The organism is Paenibacillus riograndensis SBR5 (assembly GCF_000981585.1).
GTDB classification, from domain to species: domain Bacteria; phylum Bacillota; class Bacilli; order Paenibacillales; family Paenibacillaceae; genus Paenibacillus_AQ; species Paenibacillus_AQ riograndensis.
In genome coordinates this window covers 6,935,597-6,949,543 of sequence record NZ_LN831776.1, presented here as the reverse complement: position 1 = coordinate 6,949,543, position 13,947 = coordinate 6,935,597, and the positions used below count along the sequence as shown (strand labels likewise).

General features: G+C 52.2%; 11 protein-coding genes. 9 read left to right on the top strand and 2 right to left on the bottom strand.

Annotation, left to right across the window (positions count from 1 at the left end):
• Positions 1–388 precede the first annotated feature (388 nt).
• The 5 genes from PRIO_RS29240 (at position 389) to PRIO_RS36290 (ending at position 5,189) form a co-directional block, all read left to right on the top strand.
• A complete protein-coding gene (locus PRIO_RS29240) occupies positions 389–2,344 on the top strand; it encodes a heavy metal translocating P-type ATPase (protein WP_020426833.1) in 1,956 nt (651 codons plus the stop codon).
• 203 nt (positions 2,345–2,547) lie between these two features.
• Complete coding sequence (gene trxB / locus PRIO_RS29235; RefSeq protein WP_020426832.1) at positions 2,548–3,489, top strand: thioredoxin-disulfide reductase; 942 nt, start codon at positions 2,548–2,550, stop codon at positions 3,487–3,489.
• A 155-nt stretch (positions 3,490–3,644) separates the two neighbouring features.
• Positions 3,645–3,878, top strand: a complete 234-nt coding sequence (locus PRIO_RS29230; RefSeq protein ID WP_020426831.1) for a glutaredoxin family protein — start codon at positions 3,645–3,647, stop codon at positions 3,876–3,878.
• A gap of 140 nt (positions 3,879–4,018) precedes the next feature.
• The gene (locus PRIO_RS29225; protein WP_020426830.1) at positions 4,019–4,459 is read left to right on the top strand and encodes a GNAT family N-acetyltransferase; all 441 of its coding nucleotides are present in this window, start codon (positions 4,019–4,021) and stop codon (positions 4,457–4,459) included.
• Positions 4,460–5,027: 568 nt separating this feature from the next.
• On the top strand, positions 5,028–5,189 hold the full coding sequence (locus tag PRIO_RS36290; protein WP_167345678.1) for a hypothetical protein: 162 nt from the start codon (positions 5,028–5,030) through the stop codon (positions 5,187–5,189).
• Positions 5,190–5,309: 120 nt separating this feature from the next.
• Here PRIO_RS36290 and PRIO_RS29220 read toward each other — a convergent pair whose 3' ends face one another.
• The gene (locus tag PRIO_RS29220; protein WP_020426829.1) at positions 5,310–5,504 is read right to left on the bottom strand and encodes a hypothetical protein; all 195 of its coding nucleotides are present in this window, start codon (positions 5,502–5,504) and stop codon (positions 5,310–5,312) included.
• Positions 5,505–5,634: 130 nt separating this feature from the next.
• Positions 5,635–6,795 (bottom strand): ROK family transcriptional regulator, encoded by a 1,161-nt coding sequence (locus PRIO_RS29215; protein WP_020426828.1) that lies wholly within the window; start codon positions 6,793–6,795, stop codon positions 5,635–5,637.
• A gap of 404 nt (positions 6,796–7,199) precedes the next feature.
• Here PRIO_RS29215 and xylA point away from each other — a divergent pair, with 404 nt between their 5' ends.
• The 4 genes from xylA to PRIO_RS29195 all read left to right on the top strand — a co-directional run bounded on the left by xylA (position 7,200) and on the right by PRIO_RS29195 (position 13,700).
• Positions 7,200–8,519, top strand: a complete 1,320-nt coding sequence (xylA, locus tag PRIO_RS29210) for a xylose isomerase (protein WP_020426827.1) — start codon at positions 7,200–7,202, stop codon at positions 8,517–8,519.
• A 189-nt stretch (positions 8,520–8,708) separates the two neighbouring features.
• On the top strand, positions 8,709–10,205 hold the full coding sequence (xylB, locus tag PRIO_RS29205; protein ID WP_020426826.1) for a xylulokinase: 1,497 nt from the start codon (positions 8,709–8,711) through the stop codon (positions 10,203–10,205).
• A 160-nt stretch (positions 10,206–10,365) separates the two neighbouring features.
• Entirely contained in the window at positions 10,366–12,150 is a 1,785-nt protein-coding gene (locus PRIO_RS29200; protein WP_020426825.1) for a cache domain-containing sensor histidine kinase, read from the top strand.
• Positions 12,147–13,700, top strand: a complete 1,554-nt coding sequence (locus PRIO_RS29195) for a response regulator transcription factor (protein ID WP_020426824.1) — start codon at positions 12,147–12,149, stop codon at positions 13,698–13,700. The genes PRIO_RS29200 and PRIO_RS29195 overlap by 4 nt, the downstream gene beginning before the upstream one ends.
• Positions 13,701–13,947 lie beyond the last annotated feature (247 nt).

The following is a 13,947-nucleotide window of genomic DNA, read 5'->3' as shown; positions in this document are numbered from 1 at the left end:
TCACGGACAGTAAGCGTCAGCAAAAAAAAGGCATCCCGGCAGCCGCTAATCAGTGGTTTGGGATGCCTTTTTTTTACCCCAAAATGTTCAGGTTAGTCTCCTGCTTTACTTTTTCGCAGATCATGGTATATTATAGCTACAAGTTGCACTGAGGAAATAAATTTGTACAATTGCAACAACGATTATCATTCTCATTTACCATGCTGTCCCGGCTGAGCCGGGGCAGCATGTGTCATTTTAAGGGCCTTAATAATGGCTCTCATTCTCAGTAAGGACACAGTTATTCTCAGTCAGCATGTATGCCAGTAGGAGAAGCTGCGAAGTATTTTCCTAAGCATTTGTTTACCCCAAGCAATTCCCGAAAATGAAACAGGAGAGTGATTTCCCTATGCAAGCGACATCCAAACAACTGCCTAAATCCCTGGCGCGCGAAGGCAGCGCCCAGCAGCCGCGTACTCCGCGGCCGCGCCGGTTCGATCCCAAGGCTATGCTCAGCAATGCTGAAATGCAGGCAGCACTCGGTAGCGGGCTGCTTCTGCTTATTGCCTGGGCGGTCAGCGGCTGGTCGGAGATTTTCTCCATTCTGCTGTATATTGTTTCTTACTCGGTAGGCGGCTGGATCAAGGCGAAGGAAGGCGTCGAGACGCTGGTGAAGGAACGGGACCTGGACGTGAATCTGCTGATGATTGCCGCCGCGCTGGGCGCGGCTTCAATCGGGTATTGGAACGAAGGTGCGATGCTGATCTTTATCTTTGCTCTGAGTGGAGCACTGGAGAGCTATACGATGGAACGCAGCAAAAAAGATATTTCGTCGCTCATGGCCCTGAAGCCGGCCACCGCTGTGCGGATTGAAAAAGGCGGTATGAGCGAGGTTGCGATTGATCTGCTCGCGGTCGGCGATCAGCTGCTTGTCCGTCCGGGAGAGATTATTCCGGCAGACGGTACGGTCTATCGCGGGGAATCCGCGGTTAACCAGGCCTCCATTACGGGTGAATCCCTGCCTGTTGAGAAAAGCGCGGGCAGCGATGTATTTGCCGGAACCATCAATGGAGAAGGCCCTCTTTATATAGAAGTGACCAAGTCGGCGGAGAACACTCTTTTTGCCAAAATCATCAAGATGGTCGAAGAAGCGGAAACCGAGGTGCCGGAATCGCAGCGCTTCATCAAGCGGCTGGAGTCGATTTATGCCCGGGTAGTGGTTGCTGCAACGGCAGCGCTGATTGCTCTGCCGCCATTTTTGCTTGATTGGAGCTGGAGCGCGGCCTTTTATAAAGCAATGGTGTTTCTTGTAGTAGCTTCCCCCTGTGCATTGGTATCTTCCATCATGCCGGCGATGCTGTCGGCCATCTCCAAAAGTGCGCGTAAAGGTATTCTCTTCAAAGGCGGCGTTCATTTGGAGAACATGGCGAAAACCTCGGTGGTGGCTTTTGACAAGACCGGCACACTGACGGAGGGGCTTCCGCAGGTAACTGATTTTATTGCCGGAGAAGGATATGACCGCACTGAACTGCTGGCAGTCAGCGCCTCGATTGAGAAGCTGTCGCGCCATCCGCTGGCGGAAGCGATTGTGCGCAAGGCCGAGGAGGAGCATCTTGTGCTGCATGTGATTGAAGAAAGCACCTCTGTTACCGGCTGGGGGATTGAAGGGCTGATCGAAGGGCGGCTGTGGAGAATCGGCAAGTCCAATCTGCTGGATGAACGGAATGAGGACGGAGATGAGCAGTGGAAAACGCTGCGGCGGCAGCTGGAGAAGGAAGGCAAGACGGTATCGCTGATTCTTGACGTCGAAAAGATTGCCGGGATGATTGCGCTGCAGGATACGGTGCGGCCGCAGGCCGTTGCAGCGGTTCGCAAACTGCAGGAGCTGGGTGTAAAAGTAGCCATGCTGACCGGTGACCGCGCGGCGACGGCGGAAGTGATTGCCGGACAGACCGGTGTAGACTTGGTGTTTGCAGGACTGCTTCCTGAGGATAAAGTAACACATATCAAAGCGCTGCGTAAGCAATACGGGAATGTGGTTATGGTGGGCGATGGGGTGAATGATGCCCCGGCACTGGCCACAGCGACGGTTGGTATAGGAATGGGCATGAAGGGCAGCGGCGCAGCGCTTGAAATCGCCGATGTCGTGCTGATGAACGACAATATTGAAGAGATTGCCTCCACAATTACCCTGGCCCGCCGCTCGCAGCGGATTGTGAAGCAGAATATGGTTTTTGCCGTGACAGTAATCGCTACATTGATGCTGAGCAACTTTTTACAGGGAATTGCCCTTCCGTTCGGTGTTGTTGGCCATGAAGGCAGCACGATTCTGGTCATCCTTAATGGACTGAGATTATTGCGGTGAGGACGGCAGTGTCCAAGTTTTTTGTCAATTCCAGAAATTTAATTGTTTAAAATTGAATTGTTCACAAAATGGAGCGATTACATTGTGTCTGGCATATTGACAGATTCGCTTAAGGTGAGCATAATTAGTACTACATTATAATAATTTTAATTAAGGAAATATAAACCGGCGACCAAGCCGTCCATCTCAAGGAGGATATAGTCATGTATAAATCAATCATTATTGGTACCGGACCTGCCGGATTGACTGCAGCCATCTACTTGGCCCGGGCCAATCTGAATCCGTTGGTTATTGAAGGTCCTCAGCCGGGAGGCCAGCTTACCACAACTACTGAAGTAGAGAACTTTCCGGGGTTTCCTGACGGGATCATGGGCCCGGAACTGATGGACAATATGCGCAAGCAGGCTGAACGCTTCGGCGCCAAGTTTGTGACAGGCTGGGTCAACAGTGTTGAACTGGGCGAGCGTCCGTTTAAGCTCAATGTGGAAGGAATGGGCGCGCTGACTACGGATACCTTGATTCTGTCGACGGGTGCAACGGCCAAATACCTGGGTATTCCGGGTGAGCAGGACAACATCGGACGCGGTGTCAGCACTTGTGCGACCTGCGACGGATTTTTCTTCCGCGGCAAGGAGATCGTAGTGGTTGGTGGCGGCGATTCAGCGCTGGAGGAAGCAGGCTTCCTGACCCGTTTTGCTTCCAAAGTAACCCTTGTTCACCGCCGCGAAGAACTGCGTGCCTCCAAAATCATGCAGGACCGCGTCCGCGACAATGAAAAGGTGGCCTGGAGCCTCAACCGCACCCCGCTGGAAGTGACTTCCGGCGACAGGGGCGTGAACGGCATTAAGGTGCTTAACAACGTGACTGGAGAAGAAGAGTTCATTGAAGCCAGCGGTGTATTCGTCGCTATCGGGCACCACCCGAACACAGCGTTCCTGGGCGGACAGATTACAACGGATGCGAATGGCTATATCGTAACGAATCCAGGCACCTCAGAAACCAACATTCCCGGCGTATTCGCTTGCGGAGATGTGCAGGATACCCGTTACAAACAAGCGATTACCGCAGCAGGCAGCGGATGTATGGCAGCAATGGATGCCGAGAAGTACATTGAGAGCCTGGAGCACAGCGCGGTTATTCTGTAACCCTAACTTGGTATAGCAGGCACTGCGGTGCTACAATATAGAACATTGATATATTAGCAACGCTCACAAAACTTGGACTATGCTTCCGGAGCGAGTTTTGTACGAAGCTGATTCACGAAGTAACGCTCACAAAACTTTTAGGAGGAGATTTTACTATGGAAAATGTAATTGTGTACACTTCAACCAACTGTCCGCATTGCCGTCAGGTCAAAAGCTTCCTGAGCGAGAAGGGCATCTCCTACGAGGAGCGCAACATTGAACAAAATGATGATTATGCCCAGCAGGTTTGGGATATGGGGATGAGAGCTGTGCCAGTCACTGTCATTGGCGACTTCAAGATTGTCGGCATGAACAAAACCCAATTCGACAAGGCATTGGCGAACGTATAATCATTTCCACTAAATAGCCTGCATTAGGGAAAAGGCTGCTTCCACACGGGAAGCGGTCTTTTCTTTCTCGAAATATGAGCAGCGGATTGCTTTATGCTATTTATTATTCCTTGTATTTTTGCTGAAAGGAGCTGGGACATTTGTTAATCAGCCTAAAGAATTATTGGGACAGAGATGCAGTAGAGCGGCTGCTGGCAGAGTGTATGGAGGCCGGGGCTGCTGAGATCGCAGAAGAAGTAGACCGGTATCTTACCGGGGATTCCCGGGAATTGCTGGGCACCTTCGTAAATGGCGAGTTGGCCGGTCTGGCCGGCATCCGTCATGAACCGGGGGAGGCGATCGGACTCCTGCATATTGCTGTACAAGCCCGCTTGCGGGGCCGCGGCATTGGCCGGGCAATGATCGAAGAGCTACGGAGATGCCAAGGGAATGATATGCTGCGGGCAGAGACGGACCTTGCTGGCGCGGGCTTTTTCAGAAAAAGCGGATTTGTGGTCACCAGCCTCAGCGAAAAGGATCCGGGCGTGGAGCGCTTCGACTGTGTTCTGCCGGTCAGCAGCCAAGCGGAATATGCGCTTTGATGATTCGCAGTTTTGTTCCTGTATAATCTGTTCTGTTATAATTCAGACCATTGCTTGTTCATAGGAATTGCCAACCCGGTTGATGCGGTCATCACCGGGTTTTTTGTTATTTAGCAAATGATGATTGCCTTCTGTTGTGGATAAGATGTATATAAAGTTGGGAATAGGTATTTTTTGCTAATTATGGCATAAATGCAGTTGCTGAAGCCCTGGCGGATCAGCCCAATCAAAAGTATTTCTGCCATTGTTCCCACCGTCTGTGCCCGACCTGTCCAAACAAAGGCATGTTTCTGCCCATCCAGCAGGTTAGCAAGTGGAAAAAGGGAACTTATTTCTCCCTAAAATCAACAATTGTGAGGTTTAAGTGGAAAAAGGGAACTTAATTAGGCAATATTACCTCGTCAGGAGTGAAATGAGCTGAATTAGTGACCCTTTTTCCACTTAAGCTGCTGAGCGAAAAGTGCTTGAGCAAATTAGTGACCTTTTTTCCACTTAACGAGCTGACGAAAGCCTTAGAAGATACGTGCGCTTCTTACACAAAACTTCGAGACGCTGCTAAACGGTCGGTGTGCTCCGAAATAACGGCAGAAACGCCGTTGTTGAAGCCCAAACGGTCGGTGTGCTCCGAAATAACGGCGGAAACGCCGTTGTTGAAGCCCAAACAGTCGATGTGTTCCGAAATAACGGCAAAAATGCCGTTGTTGAAGCGCTAGAGGTCAGTTTGCTCTGAAATAACGGCAGAAATGCCGTTGTTGAAGCGTCAGGGTGGCTTTTTGCCCCGCTAGGCAGGCAGCTATTTTGACTAAGGCTTTGGTTTCGGTCCATTTGCAGTGGCAAAGTATCCGCCAGTTCAGATAAAGTACATAATGATTTGAAAAAGAGCATACACGGCAATTCCGCTGACAATGAGCAGCAGTCCCGATTTCTTCCTCGACTGGAACAGCCGGAGAACGCCGAGGCTGATGAGTGGAGCGATGATGAGCAGCAGCAGCAGCACAGTGATGAACATCTGCGCCGAAATATCAGACGTATCAACATAGGTCATGGATTCTCTCCGTTCAGAAAAAGGGGTATGGTGACATATATCACACTTTTATCCCTTATTATATAGGATTGATCTTCCTTTGACTGTACCTGATTCTTCCGTAATTGCGGCGAATTTACGTCAATTTGCTCTAGAGCGTCACGCGGATGTTCCCCAGGAAATGCATCACTGCCGAAAAGCCTGCTCCAATCATGGTTCCCCGGCTGCCCAGCCGGGAGAAGGTGATTTCGAGCTGCTGTTTGTGATAAGGAAGCGTCCGTTCGGCCACCACTCTGCGCAGTGGCTCTCCGAGCCAGGGCTCGGCTTCGGACAGGGCGCCGCCGATCACAATCAGCTCAGGGTTGAAGCTGTTGATCAGATTGGTTACCCCAATACCGAGATATTCGCCAATGGTTGTGAAATGGCGCAGCGTGTCCTCCTGTCCCTCATGCGCATACCGGACCAGCTCGGTTGTACTCCGGGCGGGGAGCGCCAGCCCGGGATTGTCATAGGTTCTCTCCGAGGCGTACAGTTCCCAGCATCCCCGGCTGCCGCAGCTGCAGGGTTTTCCTTCGGCCTCTATGGTCATATGGCCGGTTTCCCCGGCATACCCGCGTGCCCCCTTGTACAGCTCTCCGCCAATAATGATTCCAGAACCAATCCCCGAACCTGCACTGATATAGAGCAGATGGCGCACATCGCGCGCTGCGCCAAAATTCAGCTCCCCTTGTGCTCCCGCGTTAGCCTCGTTGTCAATGGTGACGGGGACTGCGAATGACTGCTCCAGAATGGCCCGCAGATCAACCATTTCCCAGCCCAGATTGGGCGCAAACAGCACCATGCCATGCTCATCGACCATTCCCGGCACACCTACCCCAATCCCCACAATGCCGTAAGGCGAGGAGGGGGCGGATGCAATCAGCTCTGAAATGATCGCCTTCATTTTCTCCAGGACATAAGGCAGATCGTGGACTTCCAGCGGGCAGTCCAATTCCTGAAGAGTGCTGCCCCCCAAATCGCACAGCACTGCCTTCAATTGCTTCACCTGCAGCTCGATGCCGATTACACTGCCGGCCATGCTGTTGAAATGCAGCATCAGCGGTTTGCGGCCGCCGCTTGATTCTCCCGGCCCGGCTTCGGTAACCAGCTCCTGTCCGCAAAGCTCAGAGACGAGGTTGGAGACGGTGGCCTTATTCAGCCCCGTCATTTCGGATACCCGTGCCCGGGATACCGGAGAATGCTTGCGAATCGTATGTAAAATAATCGATTTGTTGATTTTTTTGACCAGCGCCTGATCACCGGTAACCTTCACGTCTTACACTTCCTTCTTGGCAACGTTCTCATGTACAGTATGCCACTTAGTCTAGTGTGATGCGCGGGAAAATGCAACAGGCAAGCGCCAGCATTTTTATTCTGAAAGGTTACGGCACCAGGTACAGCGAGGGAGAAGCATGAATGAGAGTCTATCAGCTGTGGGACTGCAAGTCTTGCTGCGGCAGACGCATAGCGAGCAGTGCTCAGGGGTATTTTATGTTCATGATTAGCAGACAGTCTGAAGAGAGAATCGCGTAATTGAAGGGACTGGCCGGAGGCCATGCCAGCGGAAAATAAAGTTGCAAAAAACTTTGTTTAACCAATATACAAAGTCAAAAAGATGTGTTAAGATGATGCTGTAAACGCTTGCGGGCGAAGCAAAATATCGAGGAGGATTTCACAATGGCTTATTTTGAATCTGTAGGCAAGATCTCTTACGAGGGAAGCCGTTCCACCAACCCTTACGCATTTAAATTCTACAACCCGAAAGAAATCGTAGCCGGCAAAACCATGGAAGAGCACCTGAAGTTTGCAATGGCTTATTGGCATACACTAACCGCTGGCGGTTCCGATCCGTTCGGCGCAGAAACTGCAGTCCGGGCCTGGGATAAACTCAGCACTTTGGACAAAGCGAAAGCCCGTGCGGAAGCAGCTTTTGAATTCATGGAAAAGATGGACCTTCATTACTACTGCTTCCATGATGTGGACATCGCTCCTGAAGGCGCATCTTTGCGCGAATTCTACAGCAACATCGATACTATCGTAGATATCCTCGAACAAGGCATGAAGGCTTCCGGCAAAAAATTGCTGTGGAACACTGCCAACATGTTCACTAACCCGCGCTACATGCACGGTGCAGGCTCCACCTGCAATGCTGATGTATACGCACACGCTGCTGCACAAGTGAAGAAAGGCCTGGAAGTGGGTAAACGTCTGGGTGCAGACAACTATGTGTTCTGGGGCGGCCGTGAAGGCTACGAAACACTGCTGAATACCGACATGAGCCTGGAGCAGGACAACATTGCCCGCCTGTTCAGCATGGCTGTAGATTACGCTAAGGAAATCGGCTTCGACGGCCAATTCCTGATCGAGCCTAAACCAAAAGAGCCTACCAAACACCAATATGACTTCGATGCAGCAACAACGATTGCGTTCCTGCAGAAATATAATCTCGACAAGCACTTCAAGCTGAACCTTGAAGCCAACCATGCGACACTTGCCGGCCATACTTTCGAGCATGAGCTGCGCGTAGCCCGCATCAACGGCATGCTGGGATCCCTTGATGCCAACCAGGGCGATCCATTGCTCGGCTGGGATACCGATGAATTCCCTGCAAGCATTTATGATGCTACCCTGACGCTGTATGAAGTGCTGAAGAACGATGGACTTGGCAAAGGCGGAATCAACTTCGACTCCAAAGTACGCCGTCCTTCCTTTGAGCCGGAAGATCTGTTCCTGGCCCACATCTCCGGTATGGACATCTATGCCAAAGGCCTGAAAGTGGCTGCCAAGCTGCTTGAAGACCGCGTATTTGAGAACTTCATCGATAAGCGATACAGCAGCTTCACTGAAGGCGTTGGCGCTGACATCGTATCCGGCAAAGCCACTCTGGCTTCGCTGGCTGACTATGCGCTGAACAATGAGAATCCGCGCAAGAATGAGTCCGGACGTCAAGAACTGCTGAGAGCTACACTCAACCAATACATCCTTGCTGAGCAATAAGAGCGGGACTTAGGTCAAGCCTGAAACACTAACGCAACGGGGGTTGCTGAAGAGAGCATTCTTCGGCAGCCCCTTTTTTGATGAATAGACAGGCAACGCTTCATATAACTAAGCAGATGCTTACGAAGCGGGTTTTGCTTGAAGTAAATTCAGGAAGCAGAAGCTCGCAAAACTTTTAGGAGGATAACTATGAAATATGTAATCGGTGTCGATCTTGGTACCAGTGCGGTAAAGACAGTATTGGTAGACCCGCAGGGGAAGGTGGCTTTTGAGCATTCCGAATCGTATCCCTTAAGCCGTCCGCAGCCGAACTGGAGCGAGCAGAACCCTGAGGATTGGGTACAGGGCACTCTGGTCAGCCTGCGCCGTCTGATCGAAGTTTCAGGCGTGGACCCTTCGCAGGTAGATGGCATCAGCTTCTCCGGGCAGATGCACGGGCTGGTGCTGGTGGACCGTGAAGGCAAGGTGCTGCGCCCAGCCATTCTCTGGAACGATACCCGGACTACGGCGCAGTGCCGGAAGATCGAGCAGACACTCGGCAGCAAGCTGATCGGGATTGCCAGAAACCGTGCGCTGGAAGGCTTCACGCTGCCCAAGATTCTGTGGGTGCAGGAGAATGAACCTGAAGTGCTGGCACAGGCCGCGCTGTTCCTGTTGCCGAAGGATTATGTGCGCTACCGGCTGACCGGTGACTATGCCATGGATTACTCCGATGCGGCAGGTACGCTGCTGCTGGATGTTGGTGCCAAAACCTGGAGCGCCGAAATTGCGGAGGCCTTCGGCTTGCCGTTCTCACTCTGTCCGAAGCTTGTGGAATCATTCGATCTGACCGGCACACTGCTGCCTGAGATTGCCGAAGCTTCCGGCCTGCTGCCTTCCACCAAAGTGTTCGCCGGCGGCGCAGATAACGCCTGCGGCGCACTTGGTGCCGGTATTCTTGGCGAAGGCCGGACCATGTGCAGCATCGGCACTTCCGGGGTGGTGCTGTCTTATGAGAGCAATAAGGATCTGAACCTGGAAGGCAAGGTGCATTTCTTCAATCACGGAGAGAAGGATGCCTATTACATCATGGGCGTTACGCTGGCTGCCGGTTACAGCCTTACCTGGTTCAAGGAAACCTTTGCCGGGGATAAAAGCTTTGATGAGCTGCTTCAAGGCGTAGACTCCATTCCGGCCGGCAGCGGCGGCCTGTTGTTCACACCGTATATTGTCGGCGAACGCACCCCGCATCCTGACCCGAATATCCGCGGCAGCTTCATCGGCATGGATGCCGGCCATACGCTGGCCCACTTCACCCGTTCGGTGCTGGAGGGGATTACGTTCTCGCTGCGTGAATCTATTGATATCGTGCGTGATTCCGGCAAGGAAATCACCGAGGTTGTAGCCATCGGCGGCGGCGCCAAAAATGAAGCCTGGCTGCAGATGCAGGCGGATATTTTCAATGCCTCGATCATCAAGCTGGAGAGCGAGCAGGGACCGGCTATGGGGGCGGCAATGCTTGCAGCTTACGGCAGCGGCTGGTTTGCCTCCCTGAGTGAATGCGCAGAGGCCTTCATCCGTCCTGCGGAAGTGTACAAACCCAATGCGCAGCAGGCTGAAGTCTATAACGGATTGTTTCATCTCTATCAGCAAGTATACGGCCAAACCCGTGAACTTAACGACAAACTGGCGGCTTACCGGAAATAGCTTCCCGCGTGCTGTAATGGCTGCTTCACTTTATCCCCAAGAGCCTTTCGCTACGCGCGGAGGGCTTTTTGTTGCCGTTTTCAGCGAATTTCTGTAATGTATGTGTATTCCAAGGGAGGAGCCTTACCGGGAAAAAGAGGGTCAGGGGAGGCGTAAAGCCATGTTTCACTGGTTCGTCAAATTGATGAATGATATAAAAATCCGTAATAAGCTGCTGCTTGCCTTTTTGGGGGTGACCTTGCTGCCCGTGCTGCTGGTAGGGGGGTATCTGACTTTTGAGATGAGGACGATGGCCTTTGACAATGCCCTGGAGCAAGCCTCCACTAACGTAGACCGGGTCCGCAAAAGAACGGAAGAGGTTATTGGTGTCTCCCAGGATATTTCCTACCGGTTGAACAACGATACCCGGCTGAAACGATTGGCTGTCCGAAAATATGAGAGTATTTATGAAGTGGTGAAGGCTTACCAGGACTATACAGACGTGCGGGAATACATACGGCTGTATTCGGAGATCAGCAATATTCGTCTATATACGGACAACTCCTCACTGCTTAATAACTGGGAGCTGATTAACCCTTCACCGGCCATTAAAGAGAGCGAGTGGTATCAGCGCGCACAGCGGTATGAGGGGTTGGTAGGCTGGGAATATATTGAAGACGAGCGGGATCACCACAAGTATTTAAGTCTTGTCCGCAAAATAGAGCTGGAGGGGTCCAGCAAAACCGGAGTGCTGGTCATCAATGTCAACAGCAATAAGCTGACGTCCATTTTGAACCAGGAATCATTTGATACCATGATTGTGGATGACCAGAACAATATTATTGCCTCGAACCGGAAAGAACGGGAAGGCAAGACATTGGCCGATATCTCATTTGATACCAAACTGCTGGGGCGGGGGAGCGGCAGCTATGAGGCAGTAGTGGAGGGGGAGCCGTCCCAAATTGTGATTGATGAGCTGAGTCCGCAGGCCAGCCGCAACGCCCTAAGGGTCGTCTCAGTCTTTTCCATTGACAGCATTGTCAAAGAACCCAACCGGATTATCCGGCTGGCGCTTTCGGTCATCGCCATCAGCGTAGTATTGGCTTTCCTGCTGATTTTCAGCTTTTCTTCGCTCTTCTCCCGGCGTCTGCTGCATCTCAGCAAGCATATCAACCGGGTGGGCACAGGGGATTTTGACACCTCTCTGCAAATTGACGGCAAGGATGAGATTGCGCTGCTCGCGCGGCAGTTCAATTCCATGGTGCGCAGTATCCATGATCTGATGCTTGAAGTGCAGGTATCTAATGAGCAGAACAGCCTGCTGCAGCAGAAGCAGAATGATATCCGCTTCAAAATGCTGGCGAGCCAGATCAACCCTCATTTTTTATTCAATGCGCTGGAGTCGATCCGAATGGAAGCCCATATGAAAAACCAGCAGGAAATTGCCAGGGTTGTCCGCCTTCTCGGCCAAATGATGCGCAGCAGCCTTGAAGTCGGGCGCAGTAAGGTTACACTGAAGCAGGAACTGGATATGGTCAGATGTTACTTGGAGATTCAGCAATTCCGCTATGAAGAGCGGTTAAAATATCATTTTATCGTAGACCCGGCCATAGAATCTCTCTCCATGCCGCCGCTGATCATTCAGCCGCTTGTGGAGAATGCGGTCATTCATGGATTGGACAACACCCTGGAAGGGGCGGTGGTGACGGTGGAGATCCGGTATGAGCAGGAGCATGCCGTATTTACGATTACGGATAACGGAGTAGGAATCACACAGGACAGGCTGGAGCAGGTACGGAGTACGCTGGAGACTCAGGAGGAGCAGGAAGGGGCAAGGATTGGTCTGCGCAATGTGCATGACCGCTTAAAGCTGTCCTATGGTGAGAAGTACGGACTGACGATCGAAAGCCATCCGGACGAAGGCACCAGGATCTCCTTCCGCATCCCAATGGAGGTTGCAAAATGATGATTAAAGTGCTGATTGTGGATGATGAGCCCAAGCTGCGTGAAGGCCTGAGAGCTTTGATTCCATGGGGACAGTTGGGATTTACAGTAGTGGCCACAGCGGCTAATGGCTTGCAAGCCCTTGAAAAATACCATATCCATGATCCCGAGCTGATTGTGGTGGATATCCGCATGCCCGGAATGGACGGGCTGGAGCTGATCGGTGAGCTTCGGAACGAAGGCTCGACAAGCCATGTGCTGATCTTAAGCGGGCATGCCGATTTTGATTATGCGAAGCGGGCGATTGGCTACCGGATCGACGGGTATTTGCTGAAACCGGTGGATGAGGAGGAGATGATCTCCCTCCTGAAGGAGCTGCGGGAAACCATTGACCGGGAAGACCGCTTCAGCCGCTGGAACGAAGAGGAGCCCACCCGCAACCGGGAGAGTCTGCTGCGTGCATTGCTGCAGCCGCCGGCAGAAGAGTCCGGGGCGGATGATCCGGGCAAGCAGGCTGCTGCGCTTGGCCTTACGCCCGGCCGTGTGGAGGTGGTTCTGATAGAGCTGCTTGCGCCTGCCCATGCCATCGAAGAGGAAGAACGGAAGATCATTGCTGCTGTGGAGCAGCATTTCTCCGGCAGCGGAGACCGGCTGTTTTTTACGCTGCCGCCGTATATCGGCCTGCTGCTGAAGGAGCCGCTGCAGGATGGGATGCGCCGGGAGCGCTTGATTGAAGAACTCGCCGGGCTGATCTGCCCATGCGGGTTCAACTTCACCGCTGCTGCGGGAGGGGCGGTTCCCCGGCCGGAAGAAGCAGCGGAATCGTTCAATGCGGCGCGTGACTTATTGCGGCGGGCCTTCTTTTATCGCAAAGGAATGATGCTTACTGCAGATCCATCAGGCATGTTGTTCCCTGATTCCGGGGAAGCGGATACAGAGCAGGTGACGGATGCGGAGAGCCGTCTGCTGCTGGCCGTCGAAACCGGGAGCCGGGCGGCCATTGAGCCGCTGGTACAGGCGATCAGCGCCGGACTGATCGCCGCAGGCGGAGAGGAGCAGCAGATCAAAGACACCTTCGTGCGCATTCTCAGCACGGTATTAGCTAGGCTGGAGCCGGTATACCCGGAGATCCGCAATAATACAGTCAAGCACTTTCCGCCGATTGGAGAGCTGTACCAGAGCCATTATCTTGAGGATCTTCAGGAGCAATCCGTCGCCTTTCTGGCTGAGATCGCAGGGCAGATGACCAGCGGCGTCAAGGGGAACGAGATCAAGAAAATTACGGAGCTGATCCAGCGCAGGTATAACGAGAACCTGAAGCTGGAGACGTTATCCGAGCTGTTCAGTTATAACAGTGCCTATCTGGGCAAGATGTTCAAGAATACCACCGGCGAGTATTTCAACACGTACCTGGATAAGGTGCGGATTGAGAAAGCCAAAGAGTTTCTGGCCCAGGGGATGAAGGTATATGAAGTGGCCGAGAAGGTGGGCTACATGAACTCTGATTATTTCAACGCAAAGTTCCGTAAATATGTCGGGACCTCCCCAAGTTCCTTCCGCAAAAATAAATGAGTGCGTTTGCATTGAAAAAAGCGGTCCGGCTCTTTCAGCCGGGCTGCTTTTTTTGAAAGATACTTATCCTAATTCCAACTAACACTTGTTTACCGGCTTCTACGCAGGTGCTAGTTGGAAAAAGGGAACTTATTATTCCGGAAATTAAAAAATCCTGAGCTTTAAGTGGAAAAAGTAAACTTAATTGGGCCACTTTTCTTGTCCAATGGCAAAATGAGCTGAATTAGTGTCCCTTTTTCCACTTCAT